Raw genomic sequence first — 23220 nt, forward strand, 5'->3', positions numbered from 1 at the left:
ACCCTGCCTAAGCGCCCAGAACCCCATGTCCTGAGATGTTGAGATGGGCCAGATGCGCGTGGGTGGCATCAAAGGCCAGGCTTATCGCAGCGCCCGTGGTCTGGGCCGAGCCCGAGGCCGCCTCGGCGGTGCGATATTCGAACCCGTTGGGAAGATGGAACGCCGCACGATGCGGGTCTCCTGTCACGATATTGGGGATCGGTCTGACTTTCACATCGAACACACCGGTCACGTTCGCATAGCCAGTCCGGTCCTCGCGGCTCCAGTCCAGTTCGATCGGAACGTACAGAGTTTCGTGTTTCTTGGGCGCCATTGCGCTGAAGACGTACCACATGGTCGCCATTTCATCGGTGTCTTCGCCGGACATGATCGCCTGCAACGCGGCGCGCTGATCGGCAGAGGCGTTTTCATCTATGATCAACTGCATTTGACCATTGCCTTCATGGATCGGGCCGGGCCAGTGATACACGCCCGCTGCCCGCACACCGGCAAGATCCGTGTCGCCATAGTGGCCGGATTCAATATCGAACACCACGACGGCTTCGCAATTGCCGTGGGTGGGTAGAACACTGAACTGGCATGGGCAGCCGAAGTTGCAGTTACAATTGGCCAGCTCTTCGGCCTGCAGTTTCCATTCTGTCATGATTAACCCCCAAACACGCTTACACGTAGTCTGCCGTCATAGGGTCGCGCCTGATCTGGATGCCTCGACTGCCGGGCTTGGTGCCGGCTTCTGGTCGTTCGAATTGCGCGACCATATCACGAAAGCGTGATTGCACCAAATCCGGTGCGAGCATGGAACTCAGCTTTTGTGCGCCTCACTTGCGGAATCCGGTTGACTCGGGCGCGCGACGGGGTAAAAGCGCACGCTCATAGGAATTCAACCGGAAGGCCCTGCCTTTTCGGACGCAGGAGATAACCATGGCGAAGCCGACGACAATCAAGATCCGCCTGAACTCGACCGCGGGCACGGGCCACTTCTACGTGACCAAGAAAAACGCGCGTACGATGACCGAGAAAATGACCATTCGTAAGTATGACCCGGTCGTTCGGAAACATGTCGAGTACAAGGAAGGCAAGATTAAGTAATCTGCCGTTCCAATTGGACATTTTGAAAAGGGCTCTGAGTTGTCAGAGCCCTTTTTCTTTGTGACGCGAACGCTGGCTTCGCCATGTGACAGGAACAGGTCCGTTGCAGGGACGCATCAGCGCCAGGCCCCTTCGCACCTGCCGCGGCTTGCTTTTTGCATCTCGCTACCGCTACGGTTTAGCAAATCGCCACAAAATGTTGACCGCCATGAAAAAAATCTTGCTACCGACAATCGCCGTTTTGACCCTCGCGGCTTGTGAAGACCCCTTCAATCGCCAAGGTGTCGGGTTCACCGGGATTGATGGTGAACCGCGCACGGTGTCCGATGTTCCGGGAGCCGTCGCCTTCTTACCGCCAGCGACCAATGTCCCGGCTGAGCTTGCGGAATTGCCGACTGTCTCAGTCCTATCCGACAAGGTCGGGATCGATAAGATTGCCGGTGTGGCGATCGAAAACGGCGGTCAGTCGCCTGCAAACGCGGTGGAACTATCGGGAAGCAGTCAGAACCTGTATCTGAGCACGGTGAATGTGAACGGCACCCTGTTCGGAGTTGTTCGGACTCGCTCAAACAGCACTCGGGTTGATAACTCTGTGGGGGCGGCGTTTGGTAGAGAGACCGAACGCTTTACCGGTTGCCTGCCTGCAGGAGATGTCTACAGCAAAGGCTCGTCCGATCGTAGCTCGGGCTTTGCGGTTCCGCTGAACTGCAGCTGATCCAGTCGAAGGTCAATTGACGTGAAAAAGGGCGGGGATTTCCCCGCCCTATTCGTTTGAACCGATAGCGAAACTTCCCAGCCGAGAAGGCGTTAGCCACCCTTAAGGATGCGGGCGAGGTCGGGCCGGCGGAAGGCCGGACCTTTCAGCACTTTGCCATCTTCGCGCAGAACCGGTTTCCCATCGGCGCCCAGCTTGGACATGTTCGAGGCATGGACCTCCTCCATCGCCGCTTGTTTGAAACTGTGTAGGCCGAATTCCAGAAAGGTGCCGTCCAGCACGTATTGGATGTCACACAGGGCATCTAGCACCTCGACCAGATTGCCATCCTCCACCGCTGCGCGCAGCTCCGCGACTTCCTCTTCGAGGATCGCCAACCGCATCTGTGCACGCGTCTCGGGGATTGCGGGTGCGTCCACGACCGGCACTTCGAAGGCTTCGTGCCAGTCCCGAACGATGGTTAGAGTGTCCTTTGCCATCAGAAATCCCAATCTTCGTCCTCGGTCGCTACGGCCTTGCCGATGACATAAGAGGAGCCAGAGCCCGAGAAGAAGTCGTGGTTCTCGCTATCCGGGCTGAGGGCGGCCAGAATCGCCGGATTCACTTCGGAAACTTCCGGCGGGAACAGGGCCTCGAATCCAAGGTTTTGCAGCGCCTTGTTAGCGTTGTAGTGGAGGAAGACCTTCACGTCCTCGGTCAGGCCGAGCTCGTCATACAGTTCCTCGGTGTATTGGTTCTCGATCCCGTAAAGCTCGAACATCAGACCAAAGGCATAGTCCTTCAACTCCTGCTGTTCGGCCTCAGAGAGCTTCTCGTAGCCGCGCTGGAATTTGTAGCCGATGTAATAACCATGCACGGCTTCATCGCGGATGATCAGGCGGATCAGGTCGGCGGTGTTGGTCAGCTTGGCGCGACTGGACCAGTACATTGGCAGGTAGAAGCCGGAATAGAACAGGAAGCTCTCCAGAAACACCGACGCGATCTTACGTTTCAGCGGATCGTTGCCCGGAGCGTATGTGTTCAGGATCGCCTCGGCCTTGGCCTGCAGATGCGGGTTTTCTTCGGACCAACGGAAGGCCTCGTCGATCTCCTTGGTCGAACAGAGCGTCGAGAAGATCGAGGAATAGCTGCGCGCGTGCACCGCCTCCATAAAGGCGATGTTGGTCAGCACGGCCTCTTCATGCGGAGTGACGGCATCGGGCATCAAAGCAGGGGCACCGACCGTGTTCTGGATCGTGTCCAGCAGGGTCAGGCCGGTGAAGACGCGGATGGTCAGCTGCTTTTCGTGATCCGTCAGCGTGGCCCAGCTTTGGATGTCGTTGGACAGCGGTACCTTCTCTGGTAGCCAGAAGTTGACCGTCAGGCGGTTCCAGACCTCAAGGTCTTTGTCATCCTCCAGCCGGTTCCAGTTGATGGCGCGGGGGATCTTGGTTTGGATCATGTCTTTCATGTTAGTGGCCCCTTACAGCGAGCAGGATACGCAGCCCTGCACCTCGGTCCCTTCAAGGGCCTCCTGGCGCAGACGCACGTAATAAATGGTTTTGATGCCTTTCTTCCACGCGTAGATCTGCGCGCGGTTGATGTCGCGGGTCGTGGCTTCGGCCGGGAAGAACAGGGTCAGAGACAGGCCCTGATCCACATGCTCGGTGGCCGCGGCATATGTGTCGATCAGCGCCTCGGGGCCGATCTCATAGGCGTCGCGGTAGTATTCGAGGTTGTCATTGTTCATGAAAGCCGCCGGATAGTAGACGCGGCCGATCTTGCCCTCTTTACGGATTTCGATCTTCGAGACGATGGGATGGATCGAAGAGGTCGAATTGTTGATATAGCTGATCGAGCCGGTCGGCGGCACCGCCTGAAGGTTGCGGTTATAAAGGCCGTGTTTCATCACATCTGCCTTCAACGCTGCCCAGTCGTCGCTTGTGGGCAGGGTCATGCCATCGAACAGAGCCTTCACCCGCTCGCTTTCGGGCAGCCAGTCACGGGTGGTGTATTTGTCGAAAAAGGTGCCCGAGGCGTAGTCGGAGTTCTCGAACCCCTTGAATGATGCGTTGCGTTCCTGCGCCAGATCGCAAGAGGTGCGGATCGCGTGATACGCCACGGTTGCGAAGTACACGGATGTGAACTCGACCCCCTCAGGCGAGCCATAGTGGATATGTTCGCGGGCAAGGAACCCGTGCAGGTTCATCTGCCCCAGACCAATTGCGTGGCTTTCATCATTGCCTCGACGCACCGACGGCACCGAGTCGATTGCTGACATTTCGGACACCGCCGTCAGCGCGCGGATCGCAGCGCCGACAGTACGGCCCAGATCACCGCCATCCATCGTCTTGGCAATGTTCAGCGAGCCGAGGTTGCAAGAGATATCCGTGCCTAGATGCGCATAGCTGAGGTCATTGTTGAATTCCGACGCCTCATTGACCTGCAAAATCTCGGAGCACAGGTTTGACATGTTGATCCGGCCCGCAATGGGGTTCATCCGGTTCACCGTGTCTTCGAACATCACGTAGGGATAGCCGGATTCGAACTGGATCTCGGCAATGGTCTGGAAGAATTCACGCGCATTGACCTTGGATTTCCGGATGCGCTTGTCATCGACCATCTCGTGATATTTCTCGGTCACCGAGATTTCCGAGAACGGCACGCCATAGACCTTTTCCACGTCATGGGGCGAGAACAGATACATATCGGCGTTTTTCTTCGCCAGCTCGAAAGTGATGTCAGGGATCACCACGCCAAGGCTCAGCGTTTTGATACGGATCTTCTCATCCGCGTTTTCGCGCTTGGTGTCGAGGAAGCGCATGATGTCCGGGTGGTGCGCGTTCAGATACACCGCACCCGCACCTTGCCGCGCGCCAAGCTGATTGGCGTAGGAGAAGCTGTCCTCCAGCAGTTTCATCACCGGGATCACGCCCGAGGATTGGTTCTCAATGCCCTTAATCGGCGCGCCGTGCTCGCGGATGTTGGTCAGCAGCAGCGCCACACCTCCGCCGCGCTTAGACAGTTGCAGGGCCGAGTTGATGCCGCGCCCGATGCTCTCCATGTTGTCCTCAAGCCGCAGCAGGAAGCACGAGATCAGCTCGCCGCGTGAGGCTTTGCCCGCGTTCAGGAAGGTAGGCGTGGCGGGTTGGAAGCGACCGTCGAGGATTTCCTCCATGAAGGACAGGGCCAGCGCCTCATCGCCGCGCGCCAGCGCCAACGCGGTCATGACGACGCGGTCCTCATAGCGTTCCAGGAACCGCTGCCCGTCACGGGTTTTCAGCGTGTATGAGGTGTAATACTTAAATGCGCCTAGAAAGGTCGGGAACCGAAATTTCTTGGCATAGGCCGCATCCCAGATCTTGCGCATGAAGTTCTTGGAATACTGGTCCAGAACGGCCTCTTCGTAGTAGCCTTCGGACACCAAATACCCGAGCTTTTCATCCAGCGAGTGGAAGAACACGGTGTTCTGGTTGACGTGCTGCAGGAAATACTGCCGCGCGGCCATACGGTCGGCATCGAAGCGGATCTTACCCTCACCATCGTAGAGGTTCAGCATCGCGTTCAATGCGTGATAGTCCTGCTCGTTTACGCTGCTGTCGAGCATAGGTTTCTCCCTAGTTTTTCCAGCCCGGCGCGGACGCGGGCGATGTCGGTCTCTGTGCCGGCCAGCTCAAACGTGGAGAGCAGCGGTACGTTGCATTTCTGGGCGATGATGCGACCGGACAAAGCGTAGGTCGCACCGAAATTGCGGTTGCCTGTGCCGATCACCCCAACGATCCCGGTGCGTCTGTCCGGGTCGTTCAGAAACCGGATCACCTGTTTCGGAACCGCCCGGCGCCCTTCGCCATCGGCATAGGTGGGGCTGATCAGCACATAGGGGTGTGCGGGGTCAGGCAGCGGGTCCATCCCGCTCGGAATGCGGAAAGAAGTCAGGCCCAGCCGCGAGACAAAGCGGTGGGTGTTTCCGGATTTCGATGAGAAATAGACCAGCGCCGGGATCGGCGCGGCCATGGGTCAGGCCAGTTGGGCGATCATGTCCGGGCGGAAACCCGACCAGTGATCACTGCCCGCCACAACGACAGGGGCCTGACGATAGCCCAGCTCGGTCACATGGGTCATGGCGCTGTCATCTTGGGTCAGGTCGATGACGTCATAGGTGATGCCTTTTGCATCCAGCGCGCGGGTGGTGGCGGTGCATTGTACGCATGCGGGTTTGGAATATACGGTAATGCTCATGTCGTCCTCTGTCCTTTTAATGAATGCCGAGGACGCTGCGGGCAAAATGAACCCTGAACACGCCCCCGAACCCTCCGTTCGCGGTTCTCTTTCTTTGCTTGCGGCAGGTCTCCTGGCTCGCGGATTGACGTTCGGACTGGCCTTCCCAAAAGCACGCTTTCAGTGGCGTATTCAGCCGAACTATCCGCTTACAGTTGCGGGGGCAGCGCCGGTTTTTCACCGGTTTCCCTCTTAGCTTTCAACAGGAATCGAAAGAACCGAAGCAACACCATATTGGGGTTGGTGGTGGCGTGTTGTCAATATATGGTGCGGCGAGGAAAATAAATTTCTTCGCTTGCACAACCAGTCACGTGCGCTAAAGCGGCCTACTTTTTCCGCTTGGGCATCGCGTTGCCACCCTTCATCGCAGTCGCCCGCGCGCGGTTTTTCTTGCTGCTTGGCTTGCCTTTGGGCGGAGGCGGGCCCTTCGGACGGCGCGCATGTTTCTTGTCCTGATCGCCCGAGGGGGCCTCATCCCGTTTGGGCCGCGTTTCGGGCTTGGGTTTCTCGGCAGGTTTGCGGCGCGGTTTTGCGGGCTGTGGCTCAGCCGCGCGGGCCGGACGTTCAGCACGTTCGGGGCGCTTCTTGCCTTTGAAGTCGCGCTTGGGACCTTTGCGGCCACCACCGGCAAGGGCAGGCGGCGCGTCCAGTTGCACCAGGGTCTTGGTGCCTTCGACCGTCATCTCGGGGCCGATGGCCTTCAGGAAGCCTTCAACGCTGCTTTCGCGAATCTCGATGTAGCTTTCGGTGTCAGCAATGCGGATCGCGCCGATATCGTCTTTGGTAATCTTGCCCGCCTTGCACAACATGGGCAGCAAATAGCGAGGCGAGGCGTTTTCGTTGTGTCCCTCCGACAACGAAAACCACACGCTTGGGCCGAAGGGAACGTTCGGCTTTGGCGCGGTATCTTGTGCGTCGCTCAGCTCTTCGGGGGCGGAGTGCTTGCGCCCGTATTGACGCAGATAGGCCGCCGCCAGTTGCTGCGGTGAAAAGCGCGAGACCAGATCATCAACCAGAGCACTTTCGCCCTCGGTCACATCCACGGTCCAGTCGTCCGAGCTGAACATCCGCTGCATGTCCTGCGCCTGAACCTCATCGGCTGAGGGCGCAGACCCCCAATCGGCGGTCAGCTTGGCGAATTTCAGCAGGCGCTGCGCCTTTTTGAACGATGCAGGCGGCACGATCAGCGCGCTGACGCCCTTCCGCCCGGCGCGTCCGGTTCGACCCGAGCGGTGCAACAGCGTTTCATGGCTGTTCGGCAGTTCCGCGTGGATCACCAGATCAAGGTTCGGCAGGTCGATGCCGCGCGCGGCCACATCGGTCGCAACACAGACGCGGGCGCGTCCGTCGCGCATGGCTTGCAGCGCATTCGAACGTTCGCTTTGCGTCAGCTCTCCGGACAGGGCCACGACCGAGAAGCCACGATTCGACAGCCGCGCCGTAAGGCGGCTGACCATGGCGCGGGTGTTGCAGAAGATGATGGCGTTGGGGGCCTCATAGAAGCGCAGCACGTTGATTATTGCATTCTCGCCATCTCGCGGGGCCACATTCATTGCGCGGTATTCGATATCGGCATGTTGCGTGCGCTCGCTGACGGTGCTGACACGCTCGGCATCGCGCTGATAGCGGGCGGCGAGGGATGCGATGGCGCGAGGAACTGTAGCGGAAAACAGCAGTGTCTGACGTTCGGAGGGCGTCTGTTCCAGAATGAACTCAAGATCTTCGCGGAAGCCCAGGTCGAGCATTTCGTCGGCTTCATCCAGAACCACTGCGCGCACAGCGGTCAGGTCAATCGACTCGCGCATGATATGGTCGCGCAGGCGGCCCGGCGTTGCGACCACGATATGCGCGCCGCGCGCCAACGCCCGCCGCTCGTCTCGCATATCCATGCCGCCGACACAGGACGCGATGAACGCGCCTGCATCCGAATAGAGCCACGCCAGTTCGCGTTTGACCTGCATCGCCAATTCGCGCGTTGGTGCGATGACCAGTGCCAAAGGCGCGCCCGCCTTATCGAAGACATCCACGTCGCCCAGAACGGTCGGGGCGATGGCAAGGCCGAAGCCAATGGTTTTGCCCGATCCGGTCTGCGCCGAAACCAACATGTCACGCCCTTGCAGGTCGGGCGCGGATACGGCGGTTTGGACAGGGGTCAGCGTGTCATACCCTTTGCGATCAAGGGCGTCTTGAAGTGTTTGTTTCATGGCTCGGCTCATTGGGATGCTGCGGTCACCCTCAGAGCGTCTTATACGCGGATGATCGTCGAAGGGCTCTCCTTACCGAGTGAGGCGCCGGATGTATAGAGCGGAAAGCGGGCAGCACGATCAAACACAGCATGAACGCTTGATGAAGGTTCCTTCAGGAAAGTTGTAACCCGTCGCACTCCTACCAATCTGTTGAACACAGCCAGAGATAGCACCGATTTCAGGGAGAAAGAGACCATGACCAGATTTATGACTGCCGGAGCAGCCGCTCTGGCCACGAGCTTAGCCCTTGGTACTGCCGCTGCTGCCGAAACCACGCCTGATCTGCGCGGTGTTTGGACGGCCAGCCAGACTACAGTTTCGCCGTCGAATTCGGCTACCGGCGATGCTCCACGATTTAACCAGTCGGAATGGGTGCTCGAAATTCAGGCTCAGAACGACAATGTGTTCTGGGGGCCGAGTATGTGGCGACGCAATGCCATGGATGACTGGACGATGTACGAGGCCACCGGTTCCATCAGCCAGGATGGCTCTGGAAAGATCGGGATCGTGGAAAGCTCGGCCGAGCCGGCGATTGGCGTAAACGCCTTGATCGACGCGCGCTACGAGGATGGGCGAATCTACGCGGATTTCCGTAGCCTGCGGACTGGAACTACCTACAGCACCGTTCTGGAACGTCAGGTGAACTGAAGCGTTTTCGGCCCGGACGGACTGTAGGGGGTACGGACTGTCGCCTGATTTTGACTGCGACAGAATAGTAGGTAAACCGTCCGGGTCGGAACGCTTCTCAATATCGGAAAACTCGTCTCCATAGGGAGGAGGCGGACCGGACGGTAATTTCGCCGCTCGCGACATGATCCATGATATGCCGGGTTTACACGCGGTGTTCCTCGACTCGGGGTATTCGGATCTCGCGATCCTTCAGCGCGAAGTCGCGCGCGGTGAAAAATTCGCCGTCCGGTCCAAGCCCCATTTCATAATGGCATCCTATCCGCAGTATGCCGCAGATTCTGCTGGGAGGATTTGCCCAGTCGATCTTTTGCGAAGATATCTGCTTTGCCTCCCCGACCGACATCAGCACGGTCGGTGTTTTTATAGCGTCGGCTAAGGATCAATACCGGGCGCAAGCCTCGCTCTGAAAACCGTCTTGTCCATTTGTTCGACAGCGTAGGTGATTAGGTAGGGAGTTTAGCCCTGTTTCAGTCCGAACGATTCGGTTTTGCGGACGTTGTGGCGTTGCCAGTTTCTGGAATTTGCGATCAGTTTATTGTCTGTTGCCCTTTGCGTCTGCAGCAAATCGCAAAATTCCGGTCAGAATTTGGTGAAAAGAGTTTTGCATTTCTAACCCTAGGTGGTTGTCAAGAAATCCGGAGTTATCCACAGTACCCTCCCGGCAGATATCAACAACTTATCCCCGTCTGATTTCCATGCTGCAGTGCTATTTTCTTGCCCGATTACGGGTGCAATGCAAGATTGGTTTCACCGCTGGAGTTCCTCGGATCAGAAGGCGGGATGCAAAGGCCAAGGGGGTCTGCGCAGGGAAGGTTGATCTCAGGATTGACGTTTTTTTGCAAGGGCTTACCAGTGGGTGGTGTATCGAGTTGGGGCTTCGTGTCTTGGGTCGACGGATCATCTTCTCAAATGGGCTTTGTGCGTCGCGGCGACTTTCGAGTTTGTGGCGGCGGCTGCGGTTCCCTCGGGGGCCGGGGCAACTGGATCGAAGTGGTCTTAGGACAAACTTCGTCCGGGTAAGGCGTCAGGGGTTGCCCGCAAGGGCGCATGCAAAGACCGCGTCTGCGCACCTGACGCCTTTTCCCTTGCTGGCTTCATGCAGGCTACCACCCACCCCTCGTCAGAATGGGAACGGGGCTCTTTCGCGTGTGCAAAAGAGCCCCGTGTAAACGTCAGATGATGCAATGCCGCGTCTATGCACCTGTGCTTGCATAATAGCCAGTTCAGCCCACCGCATCAACAATATATTGCGTGCGCCATCCTGCGACCCGCAAGATGAAGGTATAAATCAGAGGTTTTCCTGCACGTCCGAGGCTGCGTTCTGGATCGCATCGCCCGCTTTTTCGATGTCTTTACCTGCACCTTTGGCGGTTTCGCAGGCGGTCAGTGCAAACAGGCTCAGGCCAATCAGAATTGCGCGGATCATGTTTTTCTCCTTCATGCTCGATCAGGCCTTCGGTAGCAGTATCTTACTGAGGAGGCTAGCACTTTTGTGGTTTTCCGGAGGTCGCGCTGCGTCTACGCCTGCGGTCTGCCGGGCAAACTATTAGTGCCCTGTGTTTTCGCTGCAGAACAGCTCATAGACGGTTTCCAGCATCCGACGGGGCTTGTCATCGGCCAGTCGGTAATAGATCGCTTTGCCGTCGCGGCGGGGCGTCACCAGCCCTTCCAACCGCAAACGCGACAACTGCTGCGACACGGCGGCCTGGCGGGCGGACAACAGGGTCTCAAGCTCGGTGACAGATTTCTCGCCAGAGGCCAGGTGACACAAGATCATCAGACGCCCTTCGTGGCTAATTGCCTTCAGAAAATTCGCCGCCCTCGCCGCGTTTTCGACCATGTGGTCAAGCTCTGCTGAAGGGGTGTCCTGGGTTACTTGGGGGAGTGCCATCTATTCTTCGTTCCTTACGATCCCGCTATGGGTGATGCCTGCCATATACTACTTGCTGTATGAGTACATCCAATTTACTGATTTTGCACTTTTGCGCCTATATGCATGCATCAAAATACTGTGATCAAAGAAGCGGTGAACAAAAAAGCGCCGTTTTCGGCCTCTGTGCAAGGTGAGCCAAAGACAAGCTCCGCTGTATCTTGCGAACAGTTTGCAAGGTCGTTCTTGCTGGCCCCCCTTGCAGCCCCCCAGTGGCGACACTAAGACTCGGGTAACTCTTGTTGGGATAATGTCCCGATCCATAGCAAAGCAGGCAGGTTCCGAATGTTCGATCCAGTAGATACCTATATGAATACGCTCGTGCCCATGGTCGTTGAGCAGACCAGCCGGGGGGAGCGCGCCTATGATATTTTCTCGCGCCTGCTCAAAGAGCGGATCATCTTCATCAACGGTCCGATTCACGACGGGATGAGCCATTTGATCGTCGCGCAGTTGCTGCATCTTGAGGCGGAAAACCCGAACAAGGAAATCTCGATCTACATCAACTCGCCCGGCGGCGTGGTGACCAGCGGTTTGTCGATTTACGACACAATGCAGTACATCAAGCCGAAATGTTCCACATTGGTCATCGGTCAGGCGGCCTCGATGGGCTCGGTTCTGCTGGCCGGCGGTGAGACAGGTATGCGCTTTTCGTTGCCCAACAGCCGGATCATGGTTCACCAGCCCAGCGGCGGATATCAGGGTCAGGCCAGCGATATCATGATCCATGCTGCCGAGACGCAGAAGCTAAAAGATCGCTTGTATGACATCTACGTACGTCACACGGGTCAGACCAAGAAGGCCGTTGAAAAGGCTCTGGATCGTGACAACTTCATGAGTCCCGAAGAGGCCAAGGATTGGGGCCATATCGACGAGATCGTCGAAAACCGTGCCAAGATGGACACGGAAGAGGCCTAAGAAACGCGTCCCGCGCGCCAAGTGCGGGGCCATTTTGAGATTGTAGCCGCCAGAGCGCTGGCCTAAGCTGCACGAACATGCGCAAGCGTGCCCCACAGGTAGGGGCGCAGAGACGAAGCCCGAAAGGTAGATCATGGCGACGAATTCAGGCGGTGACGGCAAAAACACGCTCTACTGCAGCTTTTGTGGAAAAAGCCAGCATGAGGTGCGTAAGCTGATCGCAGGCCCGACCGTTTTCATCTGTGATGAATGCGTCGAGCTGTGCATGGACATCATTCGCGAGGAAACAAAGGCCAGCGGTCTGAAGTCCTCGGACGGGGTGCCGACACCCAAGGATATCTGTGAGGTTCTGGACGATTACGTGATCGGTCAGGCCACAGCCAAGCGGGTTCTGTCGGTTGCGGTCCACAACCACTACAAACGTCTGAACCACGCCCAGAAAGCGGGCAGCGATATTGAACTGGCCAAGTCGAACATCCTGCTGATCGGCCCGACCGGTTGCGGCAAGACGCTGCTGGCCCAGACGCTGGCGCGTATTCTGGATGTGCCGTTCACCATGGCCGATGCGACGACGCTGACTGAAGCTGGTTATGTGGGTGAAGACGTCGAGAACATCATCCTGAAGCTGCTTCAGGCCAGCGAATACAATGTCGAACGCGCGCAGCGTGGCATCGTCTATATCGACGAGGTCGACAAGATCACACGCAAGTCCGAAAACCCGTCGATCACCCGTGACGTCTCGGGTGAGGGTGTTCAGCAAGCGTTGCTGAAACTGATGGAAGGAACTGTCGCCTCAGTTCCACCTCAGGGCGGCCGTAAACATCCGCAGCAGGAGTTCCTGCAGGTGGACACCACCAATATCCTGTTCATCTGTGGCGGTGCCTTTGCCGGTCTGGATAGGATCATCGCGCAGCGCGGCAAAGGCTCGGCAATGGGCTTTGGCGCTGACGTACGTGACAATGACGAGCGTGGCGTTGGCGAAATCTTCCAGGACCTCGAGCCGGAAGATCTGCTGAAATTCGGGTTGATCCCGGAATTCGTCGGTCGTCTGCCGGTTCTGGCGACGTTGGAGGATCTGGACGAGGACGCTCTGGTCACCATCCTGACCAAACCCAAGAATGCTTTGGTCAAACAATACCAGCGTTTGTTCGAGCTAGAAGATGCTGAACTGTCCTTTACCGATGAGGCGCTGAAATCGATCGCCAAGAAAGCGATCGAGCGAAAAACCGGCGCTCGGGGGCTGCGTTCGATCCTCGAAGATATCCTGCTGGATACGATGTTCGAACTTCCGGGCCTCAAAAATGTGACCGAAGTGGTGGTAAACGAAGAAGCCGTGACCTCTGACTCGCAACCCTTGATCATCTATGCGGATGCCGTGCCAGAGTCGGCGTCAGCTGGCTAAGGGGTAAGGGGGCGCTGCCCCCGCCGCCCTTCAGGCGCCTCCCCCGAGGTATTTCCAGCCAGATGAACAGGGGATCCTTTACTTCATCTGGCCATAAATATCCTGGAGCGCGAGGCAGAGCCTCGCAAAACCTCATGACATTCAAATTCTCGGAGAAATGAGCCGTGTCCGCAATCAAGCGTATCTCTTCAGGTGGTGAATTTGAGGGCAAGGTTGGCTATTGCCGAGCAGTGGTGGCCGGAGGGTGGGTTCACGTTTCCGGCACTGTTGGGCAGGGTAGTGGCGTTGTCGATCAATGCAGATCAGCATTGGACGTCATTGGGAAAGCATTGGTAGAGGCTGGCGCAGGTTTCGCCGATGTTGTTCGTGTGACCTACATGCTGCCCGACCGGACCGAGTTCGAGCCTTGCTGGCCCGTGTTATCCGAGGTTTTTGGAGCCAATCCTCCAGCCGCGACGATGATTGAATGCGGTTTGATCGACCCCAAATACCGAATCGAGATCGAAGTGACCGCTTTATTGCCGCAGTGACGCAGTCGCGCGGCGGGTACTGGACCTTGGCGCGCCTTTGGGTCATACCTTCTCGGGACCGAATTGCCGGAGGCGGATCATGGGCATCCTGAACACTTTTTTGCGGGCCGTAACCTGGTGGAACGGGGCAACCCTGAACACACAGATTTTCACCGCACGTAAAGGTGTTAAAGTTGGTGAGGACAATGAAGGCAACGTCTTCTATAGAACCGCCGATGACAGCAAACGCTGGGTAATTTTCAATGGTGAGGCTGAAGCCAGCAGGGTTGATCCAGATTGGCATGGTTGGCTTCACCGCACCTGGGATGAGCCGCCGACAGACAAACCGCTGGCGCACAAGGCCTGGGAAAAACCGCATCAGGAGAACCTGACAGGCACCGCGCTTGCTTACACCCCTGCGGGGTCATTGCGCCGAGCAGAGCCTGTTGAGCGCAAAGACTATGAGGCCTGGAGCCCGGAATAAGACGAGGCGAGCAATGTCGACCCACAACTGGACCGAAGTATTCGTCGGCGGTGTCGTCCTGGCCTGCGCCGTCGCGTTTGGTGTTTATGCCAGCCAATCCACCGGCCTGTCACAAGGCAGTGCCGGATATGAGCTTGGGGCGTCCTTCCGGTCGCTGGAAGGGGTCAATGTCGGAACCGATGTGCGACTTGCGGGTGTCAAAATCGGGACCGTTACCGACGTGACCCTGAACCCTGAGACCTACCGCGCTGATACGACCTTTTCGGTCGCGGACGGTGTCCTCGTGCCAGATGACAGCGCCATCGTGATTTCTTCCGAAGGGCTGTTGGGGGGCAATTTTGTTGAGGTGATGCCAGGCGGTTCTCCGTTCTACTTTGAGCCCGGTGATCAAATCGAAGATACACAGGGCGCGGTCAGCCTGATCTCGTTGCTTGTGAAGTTCGTCGCCGGAGACGGCAGCGAATGATGCGCGCTCTGGCATTTGCGTTGGCGCTGGCCGCGACATCCGCGACGGCACAGCAAACGGTTCAGTCCGGACCCGGCGCGATGTTGCGCGGCCTGGATAAGGTCAACGGTCAGACCGTGGATGTTGAGCTACAGACCGGTCAGACACAGGATGTCTTTGGTCTGGATGTCGCTTTGGGGGATTGCCGCTATCCCGTCGATAACCCGACCGGGGATGCGTTTGCCTTCCTGACCATCTGGGAACAAGGCAAGGCGGAGCAGTTGTTTGACGGTTGGATGATCGCGACCTCTCCGGCACTGAATGCCTTAGATCATTCGCGCTACGACGTTTGGGTGATCCGCTGTATCACTCCATCGGCGGACTGAGGCACCTCGGCGGCAAAGTCGGCGCTATCGCCAATCGCTTCTTCCAGCGCTTTTCTATAGTCGCTCCGGGGGATTTCGATCGCGCCGAGTGAGGCTAGATGGGCGGTCAGAAACTGTGCATCGAACAGCTGAAAACCGGTCTGTCGCAGGCGGTCCACCAGATAAGCCAGCGCAATTTTCGAGGCGTCGGTGCGACGTGAGAACATGCTCTCGCCAAAGAACGCAGCGCCCAGAGCCACTCCGAAAACGCCTCCGACAAGCTGGTCGTCTTCCCATACTTCCAGAGAATGCGCTTGGCCTGCGTTGTACACCTGTCGATACAGGTCGCGCAGCTCGGCGTTAATCCATGTGTCCGCACGATCGGCACACCCATCGACGACGCCTTCGAAATCCTGATTGATCGAGATAGTAAAGCCGCATCTCCGTATCCGCCGTGCAAGGCTGCGCGAGATGTGGAAACCGTCCAGCGGGAAAACCCCGCGGAGTTTGGGGTCGACCCAGAACAGGTCCGGGTCATCGCGATGCTCGGCCATCGGGAAAATGCCGATCGAATAGCCGTGCAGCAAAAGTTCTGGTGACAGGCTCATGAAAAGCGTCCAAGGGCCGGGCGGCGCGCGCCTACCGGCCCTGTGGGGTTAGTCGGCCATATTCTCCGCAAGCCAATGCTCCAGCCAGTGGATATTGTAGTCGCCGCTATGGATGTCCGGCTCCTGCAACAGCGCGTGGAACAGAGGCACTGTGGTGTCGATGCCGTCTACGATCAGCTCTCCCAAAGCGCGTTCCAGACGGGCCAGCGCTTCGGCGCGGTCGCGGCCCTGAACGATCAGCTTGGCAATCAGCGAGTCGTAGTAGGGCGGGATCGAGTAGCCATCATAGAGCGCCGAATCCATCCGCACGCCTAGGCCACCCGGTGCGTGATACGCGCTGATCTTGCCCGGGCAGGGCGAGAAGTTGGGCAGCTTTTCCGCGTTGATCCGAACCTCGATGGCGTGGCCATTGATCTCAAGGTCATCCTGCCCGAACGACATCGGCAAGCCCGAGGCCACGCGGATTTGTTCGCGCACCAGATCGACGCCGAAGATACCCTCGGTCACCGGGTGTTCCACCTGCAGGCGGGTGTTCATCTCGATGAAGTAGAACTCGCCTTTTTCGTAGAGGAACTCGATGGTGCCTGCGCCGATATAATTGATCTTTGCCACCGCATCGGCGCAGATTTTGCCGATCTTGGCGCGCTCTTCGGGGGTGATGCAGGGGCCTGGAGCCTCTTCGAACACCTTCTGGTGACGACGCTGAAGCGAGCAGTCGCGTTCGCCCAGATGGACGGCGTTGCCTTTGCCGTCACCGAAGACCTGAATCTCAATATGGCGCGGTGTGGTGAGGTATTTCTCGATATAGACCTCATCGTTGCCAAAGGCTGCTTTACCTTCGGCACGTGCGGTCATGAAGGCGCTTTCCATCTCATCCGCGCTCATCGCGACTTTCATGCCGCGTCCGCCGCCACCGGCGGTGGCTTTGATTATAACGGGATAGCCGAATTCTTCACCGATACGCTTGGCGTCTTCCAACGTCGGAACGCCACCGTCGGAGCCGGGAACACACGGCACACCCAGTGCCTTCATCGTGTCCTTTGCGGTGATCTTGTCACCCATGACACGGATATGTTCCGCAGTTGGGCCGATGAAGGTGATGTCGTGGTCTTCGACGATTTGCACAAACTCGGCATTCTCGGATAGGAAGCCATAGCCGGGATGGATCGCCTGCGCGCCGGTGATCTCACAGGCCGAGATGATGGCGGGGACGGACAGATAGCTTTGCGGGCTGGGCGGGGGGCCGATGCAGACCGATTCGTCCGCCATGCGCACATGCATTGCGTCGCTGTCGGCGGTGGAGTGGACGGCGACCGTCTTAATCCCCATCTCGCGCGCGGCGCGGATGACGCGCAGGGCGATCTCGCCTCGGTTGGCAATCAGGATCTTGTCGAACATGGGCCCGCCTTACTCGATGATGACCAAAGGGGTGCCGAATTCCACAGCGTCGCCGTCGCCGACCAGAATGCGTTTCACGGTGCCCGATTTGGGCGCGTGGATGTGGTTCATCGTCTTCATAGCTTCGACGATCAGCAGCGTGTCTCCTTCGGAAACAGACGCACCGACCGAAACGAAAGAGGGCGCACCGGGCTCGGGTTGCATGTAAACCGTGCCGACCATAGGCGAGGTCACAGCGCCGGGATGGCTGGCCGGGTCTTCCACCTCTGCGGCCGGGGCTGCGGGGGCTGCTGCAGGGGCCGGCGCGGCAGCGACAGGTGCTGCGGCTGCAGCCGGAACGGCAACCTGAACCGGAGCGGCAACCGCTTGCGTCGCGCGGCTGACGCGCACGTTCAGGCTGTCTTCCTCGCCATATTCGCGTTTGACCTGCAGCTCGGTCAGGTCATTTTCGCGCAGCAGTTCGGCCAAGGCTTTGATGAACGCCACATCCGCTTCGTGTTTGGTATCTGTCATGAGTATCCTCGAAGGTTCCCCTTTGGCCCGTCTGTATCTACGCGGGCTTCGATCTGATTACGCAGCGTTATAAGCCAAGCGAGCAGCCATGGAAAGCGCCGTTTATGCCTGAAAATAGGGGGTTTGGATGGTTTGTGACGGGCAGTTGTGCCTACAGGGGCATACCAGAGAGCTTTGCAACCAGTTCCGGCAGTTTGCGGGCGCCGAATTTTTCCAGCAGCCGGGCGCGGTAGGCCTCGATCGTGCGGTAGCTCAGGCCCAGTTCCATCCCGATTTCCTTAGCAGACAGGCCGCGGCAAGATAGGATCGCAACTTCGCGCTCGCGCACGGTCAGTTCCACCAGAGGCCGCTCCTCCGAGATGTCGGAAAAGCTCCAGATTCCATGGCGAAACGGATCATCAGGTGTAAGCGAACGTCCACGCGCGCGGCACCAAAACAGGTCTCCGTTCCGGCGGCGCATCACCCGTTCATCGGTGTAGTAGCCGGTATCGCGCATCACCTGCAGGCTGCGTTGCCCGATTCTCTCCCAATCTGCCACCGAGGGGTAGAGATGTAGCAAGGGCATGTTGTTGTACTCGGCTTCATCCCCGCCAAAGGTGCGCGCAAATTGCAAATTGCACCGTCGGATGATGCGGTTTTCCAATTCGACAAGGCCGATGGGTGCATATTCAAAAGCTGGATCGCTCATACCCATATGGTGGCGGTAAATGCAGGAAATGAGAAGGGGCGAAGCGCCTCTGGCGGCGGCGCCGAGGGCCGTAAGTTGTTAATTTTGTCAATTCGGCCTGAAAACTGGTGCGTAACCTTAAGAAAATGATAGAATAAACTGAAAACACGGCCAACCAAAGATAGCTGAACGTGACAGAGGACCTTGATCATGCGGGATTTGCTGACCGGTAGTCGGATCCGCGAAAGACGGCAGATCGCGGGTCTGAGGCAGGCAGAGCTTGCGCGTCAGGTGGGGATCTCGGCCTCTTATTTGAACTTGATCGAACACAACCGCCGCCGGATTGGGGGCAAATTGCTGGTCGATATTGCAGGGGCGCTGGCAGTTGAGCCCTCCGTGTTGACGCAAGGGATCGAAGCGACCTTGATATCGGCTTTGCGCGAAGCGGCGGCCGATGCGGTGGGCCAGCAAGCCGAGATTGAAACGCTTGAGGAATTCGCAGGCCGCTTTCCCGGTTGGTCCGGGGTTTTGGCGCAGATGCATCGTCGTGTGGTGTCGCTGGAACGGACGGTTGCAACGCTTTCGGATCGGTTGACCCATGACCCGCATCTGGCGGCCTCCATGCACGAAGTGCTGTCGACTGCAGCGGCGATTCGGTCGACAGCAGCGATTCTGGCAGACCCGCAGGATATCGACGCCGAGTGGCAGGATCGGTTCCACCAGAACCTTCATCAGGATGCCGAACGACTGGCCGACAGCTCTAAAGCGCTGGTGACCTATCTGGACGAAAGCGATACGTCGAAAGACCCGCGTGGCGCACCGCTGGAAGAGGTCGAGGTGTTTCTTGAGTCGCGCGGCTACAGTTTTCCCGAACTCGACGCCGGGCAAGGGGCAGAGGTCATTGATCTAGAGGGTCTAAATACCTTGGCTGCACGTAACCTTGCAGGGGAATGGCTTAAGCAGAGTGAGGCTGATGCCAAGGCCATGCCGCTGGATGCCCTCAAAACCACGCTGGCAGATGGTGATCCGAACCCTCTGGAACTGGCGCATCGATTCTCGGTCGATCTGCCGACAGTGTTCCGACGCCTAGCCAGCCTGCCAGAAGAGGTGCTGAACCGCCCAGTGGGGCTGGTGATTTGCGACGGTTCAGGCAGTATCCTGTTTCTGAAGCCTGTTTCCGGCTTGTCATTGCCGCGCCATGGCGAGGCCTGCCCGCATTGGCCGCTGTTTTCTGCGCTGAACCGGCCTCTGGTTCCGATCAGACGGCAGGTCGCGCAGCAGGGGCGTGCCGCTGCAATGTTCGAATGTCATGCTTATGCTTGGCCGCACGGCGTGTCCGGATATGACCAGGAACCATCGTATCGCGCGGCCATGCTGATATGGCCGCTGGTCGAGGCCGAACCGAACCCAGAGGCGACACGAGTCGGGCCAAGCTGCCGAATTTGCCCAAGCGGTGATTGCGGTTCTCGTCGCGAGCCGTCGATTCTCAGCGAAGGCTTTTGACAGGTTCCCGAACAACCGCTTAATCTGGCGATGACTGGTTCCGGGGTGGAGGCCAGTCATCGGGAGGATATACACAAATGAGCCGTAAGGTTCTGTTAATTGAGGATGAGCCCAACATCGCCGAGGCCATCCGGTTCTTGCTGACTCGTGAGGGGTGGCAGGTCGAGACACATGGCGATGGCGCAGATGCGCTTCAGGTGATTCAGGGCGCACAGCCCGATCTGGTGATTCTGGACGTGATGCTACCGGGCAAGAGCGGGATGGACATCCTGCGCGATCTGCGTGCCTTGGACGACATGCAGGACTTGCCGGTTCTGATGCTGACCGCGCGCGGGCAGTCCAGAGATCGTGAGATGGCCGAGAATGCGGGTGTTAGCCGCTTCATGACCAAACCGTTTTCCAACGCTGAGGTGCTGACCGCTGTACGCGATCTGCATGCGCAGGCGACGCAGCTATGACGTCGCCCGAGGGTCACGACCGCACGTCGTCTGGTGCGCGGCCCTCGTTGTTTCTGGAACGGCAAAGCTATCGCCGTCGCAGGCTGGCTGATTCGGCTCGGTTGCTGCCATTTCTAGGTGGTGCGCTGCTGCTGCTACCGCTGCTGTGGCCGGATGCCGAGTCTGAAACCGGCGGTGTGCCGCTGTCGTCGGCGATCTTCTACATCTTCGCCTGCTGGATCGGTCTGATTCTAGTCAGCCTGTTTTTTGGACTCATTGCCCGGCGCACCGGCGCGGATGACAGTTCAGAGGCGGACGCGGGCTGATGGCAACGCTGAACGTCCTGATTCTGGTCTGTCTGGGCTATGTGGTTCTGCTGTTCGGCGTGGCATTTGCCGCAGACAGGATGGCAGCGGCCGGGCGGGGCAAATGGCTGCGTTCTCCTTTGATCTACACGCTGTCCCTCTCGATCTACTGCACGGCTTGGACCTTTTACGGCGCGGTCGGCAATGCGGCGCGTTCGGGGTTGGAGTTCGTGACAATCTATCTCGGGCCGACGCTGGTTATGGTCAGCTGGTGGTGGGGGCTGCGCAAACTGGTGCGGGTCGGGCGCAGCCAGCGCGTTACCTCGATCGCGGACCTTTTGTCCTCGCGCTATGGCAAGTCGAACACACTTGCGGTGTGCGTCACGATTCTGGCCGTGATCGGCGGTACGCCCTATATCGCGCTGCAATTGCAGTCGATTACCCTGTCTTTCTCGATCTTTGCCGAGGCCGAACCCTCGGGCCTCTACCGCGAAGGCTCCAGCGTGTTCTGGGTGGCGGCTGGGTTGGCGATGTTTGCGATCCTATTCGGCACCCGCAACCTGGACGCCAATGAGCGTCACCACGGCGTGGTCACTGCCATTGCGGTCGAGTCGGTGGTCAAACTGTTTGCGCTGGTGGCTGTCGGCATCTTCGTCGTCTGGGGTGTTGCCGGTGGTTTCGGCCCGATGATGGAGCGGATCGACGCCTCCGAGATTGGCAAATGGCAAGTGGATGCCGGTCGCTGGACAACCTTTATTTTCCTGTCCGCCGCCGCCTTTGTGTGCCTGCCGCGTATGTTCCAGGTGATGGTAGTTGAGAATGATGACGAGGGCCATCTGCGCACCGCCGCCTGGGCCTTTCCTCTCTACCTGCTACTGATGAGCCTGTTTGTCGTCCCCATCGCCGTTGTCGGGCTCGATATGTTGCCGGAAGGGTCCAACCCGGATCTGTTCGTTCTGACCGTGCCGTTGTCGCAGGGCAAGGACGGGCTGGCGATGCTGTCCTTTATCGGGGGGTTCTCGTCGGCGACCTCGATGGTGATCGTAACGGCAATGGCCCTGTCGACGATGGTGTCGAACCACGTCGTAATGCCGATCTGGCTGAACACGCATGAGAGGGTCGGGTCTGTCCCCGGAGACGTTCGCAACATCGTATTAATGGCGCGGCGTATCTCGATCGCTGCGATCATGGCGCTCGGTTACTTCTACTACAGCCTGTCTGGCGGCGGCGCGGCGCTTGCCTCAATCGGATTGGTGGCCTTTAGCGGTATTTCGCAAATCCTGCCAGCGATGGTCGGCGGATTGTTCTGGCGCGGAGCCACCAGAACCGGTGCCCTGGCAGGTTTGACCGTGGGTTTTGTGCTGTGGATCTACACGCTGCTTCTTCCCGGAATGGGGGCGTCGTGGATGCCTGAGAGTGTGTTGCTGAACGGACCATTTGGCATTGCATGGCTGCGACCTCAGGCCCTGTTCGGGATCGAAGGTATCGACCCAATGGTGCATTCGGTCATGTGGTCAATTTCCCTGAATGCGATTGTGTTCTGTGTTGCGTCCCTGCTGAGCTTTCCCAGCCCTTTGGAGCGGCTTCAGGGTGCACAATTTGTCAATGTATTTGACCACTCGGTCGCGCCGCGCGGTTGGACCGGGTCGGTTGCACAAAGCGAAGATCTGATGATCATGACGCAACGCATTCTGGGCACATCGCCCGCCCAGGAACTGTTCCAGCGCGAGGCCGAGGTTCAGGGCGGACGCTCGCCCTTGCCCGAGCCGACACCCGGATTTTTGGCCCGGCTTGAACGGGAGCTCAGCGGCTCAGTAGGGGCGGCCACCGCGCATGCCATGATCGGGCAGATCGTGGGAGGAGCCTCGGTTTCGGTCGAGGACCTCCTGGCAGTTGCCGACGAATCTGCGCAATTGCTGGAATACTCCAGTCAGTTGGAAGAGAAATCTGCCGAACTTAGCCGTACGGCACGCCAGTTGCGCGATGCCAACGCCAAGCTAACCCAAATATCTGAGCAGAAAGACAGCTTCCTCAGCCAGGTCAGTCATGAATTGCGCACGCCGATGACCTCAATCCGGGCGTTTTCCGAGATTATGCGCGACACCCAGGGGCTGAGCGACGAAGAACAGACCCGATATGCCGCCATCATTCACGACGAGGCGCTGCGCCTGACACGTCTGCTGGACGATCTGCTTGACCTCAGCGTTCTGGAGAACGGGCAGGTCAGGCTGAACCTTGGCGACGATACGTTGCGTTCGGTTCTTGACCGGTCGATCTCCAGCGCGCTGGCGGGCATGGATCAGAGGCTCGTTGTGCGGCGCAGCAAGCCATCCGAGCGTATCCCCTTGCAAACTGATCTCGATCGCTTGGGGCAGGTGTTTATCAACCTAATCTCCAACGCTCGGAAATACTGTGATGCCGATGAGCCCGTTTTGACGATCTCGGCGCATGATGTGGGCGGGCAGCTGGTTGTGGACTTCATCGACAATGGCAGCGGTGTCCCGCCTGAGGCGCGGTCGATGATCTTCGAGAAATTCGCTCGGGTCGGCGGGGACAAGGCCGGCGGTGCCGGACTTGGTTTGGCAATCTGCCGCGAGATTATGCACCGTTTGGGCGGCGATATTACATATCTGCCGGGGCAGGGGGGCGCGGCGTTCCGGGTAAGCCTTCCTTTGGCCTACCGACAAGCGGCGCAATAGTTTGGTTTAAAGAAGTTCGTAACCTCTGTCGGGTTACACC

At 58.4% G+C, this 23220-nt stretch carries 27 protein-coding genes and 1 riboswitch; of the genes, 14 read left to right on the forward strand and 13 right to left on the reverse strand.

What is annotated here, in order from left to right:
• Positions 1 to 7: 7 nt before the first annotated feature.
• Positions 8 to 643 carry a DUF1326 domain-containing protein gene (locus ACR0C3_RS12505; RefSeq protein ID WP_170718957.1) on the reverse strand — a complete coding sequence of 212 codons (636 nt, stop codon included), beginning with the start codon at positions 641 to 643 and terminating at the stop codon, positions 8 to 10.
• 278 nt (positions 644 to 921) lie between these two features.
• Here ACR0C3_RS12505 and rpmG point away from each other — a divergent pair, with 278 nt between their 5' ends.
• Together rpmG and ACR0C3_RS12515 are read left to right on the forward strand one after the other, a co-directional pair.
• Positions 922 to 1089, forward strand: coding sequence for a 50S ribosomal protein L33 (rpmG, locus tag ACR0C3_RS12510; protein ID WP_037309480.1), 168 nt, complete (start codon positions 922 to 924; stop codon positions 1087 to 1089).
• A gap of 208 nt (positions 1090 to 1297) precedes the next feature.
• A complete protein-coding gene (locus ACR0C3_RS12515; RefSeq protein ID WP_170374852.1) occupies positions 1298 to 1804 on the forward strand; it encodes a hypothetical protein in 507 nt (168 codons plus the stop codon).
• Positions 1805 to 1896: 92 nt separating this feature from the next.
• On the opposite strand, the gene ACR0C3_RS12520 is transcribed toward ACR0C3_RS12515, so the two are convergent.
• From ACR0C3_RS12520 to ACR0C3_RS12545, 6 genes are all read right to left on the reverse strand, one after another.
• Entirely contained in the window at positions 1897 to 2283 is a 387-nt protein-coding gene (locus tag ACR0C3_RS12520; protein WP_480758740.1) for a pyrophosphohydrolase domain-containing protein, read from the reverse strand.
• Complete coding sequence (gene nrdF / locus ACR0C3_RS12525) at positions 2283 to 3254, reverse strand: class 1b ribonucleoside-diphosphate reductase subunit beta (RefSeq protein ID WP_170374857.1); 972 nt, start codon at positions 3252 to 3254, stop codon at positions 2283 to 2285. Before nrdF ends, ACR0C3_RS12520 begins: the two co-directional genes overlap by 1 nt.
• Positions 3255 to 3266: 12 nt before the next feature.
• The gene (gene nrdE / locus ACR0C3_RS12530; RefSeq protein ID WP_480758741.1) at positions 3267 to 5390 is read right to left on the reverse strand and encodes a class 1b ribonucleoside-diphosphate reductase subunit alpha; all 2124 of its coding nucleotides are present in this window, start codon (positions 5388 to 5390) and stop codon (positions 3267 to 3269) included.
• Positions 5372 to 5785, reverse strand: coding sequence for a class Ib ribonucleoside-diphosphate reductase assembly flavoprotein NrdI (nrdI, locus tag ACR0C3_RS12535; RefSeq protein WP_480758783.1), 414 nt, complete (start codon positions 5783 to 5785; stop codon positions 5372 to 5374). The genes nrdE and nrdI overlap by 19 nt, the downstream gene beginning before the upstream one ends.
• A gap of 15 nt (positions 5786 to 5800) precedes the next feature.
• The gene (nrdH, locus tag ACR0C3_RS12540; RefSeq protein WP_170374861.1) at positions 5801 to 6022 is read right to left on the reverse strand and encodes a glutaredoxin-like protein NrdH; all 222 of its coding nucleotides are present in this window, start codon (positions 6020 to 6022) and stop codon (positions 5801 to 5803) included.
• Between the two features lie 85 nt (positions 6023 to 6107).
• A riboswitch (cobalamin riboswitch) is annotated at positions 6108 to 6299 on the reverse strand.
• An 88-nt stretch (positions 6300 to 6387) separates the two neighbouring features.
• Entirely contained in the window at positions 6388 to 8265 is a 1878-nt protein-coding gene (locus tag ACR0C3_RS12545; RefSeq protein ID WP_480758742.1) for a DEAD/DEAH box helicase, read from the reverse strand.
• 237 nt (positions 8266 to 8502) lie between these two features.
• Here ACR0C3_RS12545 and ACR0C3_RS12550 point away from each other — a divergent pair, with 237 nt between their 5' ends.
• A complete protein-coding gene (locus tag ACR0C3_RS12550) occupies positions 8503 to 8955 on the forward strand; it encodes a hypothetical protein (protein WP_170374865.1) in 453 nt (150 codons plus the stop codon).
• Positions 8956 to 9263: 308 nt separating this feature from the next.
• Complete coding sequence (locus ACR0C3_RS12555; protein WP_480758744.1) at positions 9264 to 9404, forward strand: hypothetical protein; 141 nt, start codon at positions 9264 to 9266, stop codon at positions 9402 to 9404.
• Between the two features lie 881 nt (positions 9405 to 10285).
• Here ACR0C3_RS12555 and ACR0C3_RS12560 read toward each other — a convergent pair.
• A complete protein-coding gene (locus tag ACR0C3_RS12560; RefSeq protein ID WP_170374868.1) occupies positions 10286 to 10423 on the reverse strand; it encodes an entericidin A/B family lipoprotein in 138 nt (45 codons plus the stop codon).
• Positions 10424 to 10543: 120 nt separating this feature from the next.
• Complete coding sequence (locus tag ACR0C3_RS12565) at positions 10544 to 10888, reverse strand: ArsR/SmtB family transcription factor (protein WP_170718966.1); 345 nt, start codon at positions 10886 to 10888, stop codon at positions 10544 to 10546.
• 324 nt (positions 10889 to 11212) lie between these two features.
• Between ACR0C3_RS12565 and ACR0C3_RS12570 the strand changes: the two genes are divergently transcribed.
• From ACR0C3_RS12570 to ACR0C3_RS12595, 6 genes are all read left to right on the forward strand, one after another.
• Positions 11213 to 11845, forward strand: a complete 633-nt coding sequence (locus ACR0C3_RS12570; protein WP_170662077.1) for an ATP-dependent Clp protease proteolytic subunit — start codon at positions 11213 to 11215, stop codon at positions 11843 to 11845.
• 133 nt (positions 11846 to 11978) lie between these two features.
• The gene (clpX, locus tag ACR0C3_RS12575) at positions 11979 to 13247 is read left to right on the forward strand and encodes an ATP-dependent Clp protease ATP-binding subunit ClpX (protein ID WP_170374874.1); all 1269 of its coding nucleotides are present in this window, start codon (positions 11979 to 11981) and stop codon (positions 13245 to 13247) included.
• Positions 13248 to 13411: 164 nt separating this feature from the next.
• Complete coding sequence (locus tag ACR0C3_RS12580) at positions 13412 to 13777, forward strand: RidA family protein (protein WP_480758747.1); 366 nt, start codon at positions 13412 to 13414, stop codon at positions 13775 to 13777.
• Between the two features lie 79 nt (positions 13778 to 13856).
• A complete protein-coding gene (locus tag ACR0C3_RS12585) occupies positions 13857 to 14240 on the forward strand; it encodes an NADH:ubiquinone oxidoreductase subunit NDUFA12 (RefSeq protein ID WP_170468109.1) in 384 nt (127 codons plus the stop codon).
• Between the two features lie 13 nt (positions 14241 to 14253).
• Positions 14254 to 14706 (forward strand): outer membrane lipid asymmetry maintenance protein MlaD, encoded by a 453-nt coding sequence (gene mlaD, locus ACR0C3_RS12590; protein ID WP_480758748.1) that lies wholly within the window; start codon positions 14254 to 14256, stop codon positions 14704 to 14706.
• Positions 14703 to 15071 carry a DUF2155 domain-containing protein gene (locus ACR0C3_RS12595; protein ID WP_480758750.1) on the forward strand — a complete coding sequence of 123 codons (369 nt, stop codon included), beginning with the start codon at positions 14703 to 14705 and terminating at the stop codon, positions 15069 to 15071. The genes mlaD and ACR0C3_RS12595 overlap by 4 nt, the downstream gene beginning before the upstream one ends.
• On the opposite strand, the gene aat is transcribed toward ACR0C3_RS12595, so the two are convergent.
• The 4 genes from aat to ACR0C3_RS12615 all read right to left on the reverse strand — a co-directional run bounded on the left by aat (position 15026) and on the right by ACR0C3_RS12615 (position 18257).
• Complete coding sequence (gene aat, locus ACR0C3_RS12600; RefSeq protein WP_480758751.1) at positions 15026 to 15658, reverse strand: leucyl/phenylalanyl-tRNA--protein transferase; 633 nt, start codon at positions 15656 to 15658, stop codon at positions 15026 to 15028. The two genes, ACR0C3_RS12595 and aat, sit on opposite strands and share 46 nt — an antisense overlap.
• Positions 15659 to 15706: 48 nt before the next feature.
• On the reverse strand, positions 15707 to 17056 hold the full coding sequence (gene accC / locus ACR0C3_RS12605; protein WP_170460778.1) for an acetyl-CoA carboxylase biotin carboxylase subunit: 1350 nt from the start codon (positions 17054 to 17056) through the stop codon (positions 15707 to 15709).
• 9 nt (positions 17057 to 17065) lie between these two features.
• On the reverse strand, positions 17066 to 17569 hold the full coding sequence (accB, locus tag ACR0C3_RS12610; protein ID WP_480758752.1) for an acetyl-CoA carboxylase biotin carboxyl carrier protein: 504 nt from the start codon (positions 17567 to 17569) through the stop codon (positions 17066 to 17068).
• Between the two features lie 151 nt (positions 17570 to 17720).
• Entirely contained in the window at positions 17721 to 18257 is a 537-nt protein-coding gene (locus ACR0C3_RS12615) for a LuxR C-terminal-related transcriptional regulator (protein ID WP_170460784.1), read from the reverse strand.
• A 189-nt stretch (positions 18258 to 18446) separates the two neighbouring features.
• On the opposite strand from ACR0C3_RS12615, the gene ACR0C3_RS12620 reads away from it, so the two are divergent.
• The 4 genes from ACR0C3_RS12620 (at position 18447) to ACR0C3_RS12635 (ending at position 23180) form a co-directional block, all read left to right on the forward strand.
• A complete protein-coding gene (locus ACR0C3_RS12620; protein ID WP_480758753.1) occupies positions 18447 to 19739 on the forward strand; it encodes a helix-turn-helix domain-containing protein in 1293 nt (430 codons plus the stop codon).
• 77 nt (positions 19740 to 19816) lie between these two features.
• Positions 19817 to 20197, forward strand: a complete 381-nt coding sequence (locus tag ACR0C3_RS12625) for a response regulator (RefSeq protein ID WP_170468096.1) — start codon at positions 19817 to 19819, stop codon at positions 20195 to 20197.
• Complete coding sequence (locus tag ACR0C3_RS12630) at positions 20194 to 20502, forward strand: hypothetical protein (RefSeq protein ID WP_480758755.1); 309 nt, start codon at positions 20194 to 20196, stop codon at positions 20500 to 20502. The genes ACR0C3_RS12625 and ACR0C3_RS12630 overlap by 4 nt, the downstream gene beginning before the upstream one ends.
• On the forward strand, positions 20502 to 23180 hold the full coding sequence (locus tag ACR0C3_RS12635) for an ATP-binding protein (RefSeq protein WP_480758756.1): 2679 nt from the start codon (positions 20502 to 20504) through the stop codon (positions 23178 to 23180). Before ACR0C3_RS12630 ends, ACR0C3_RS12635 begins: the two co-directional genes overlap by 1 nt.
• Positions 23181 to 23220 lie beyond the last annotated feature (40 nt).

Source organism: Ruegeria sp. CK3 (genome assembly GCF_056536565.1).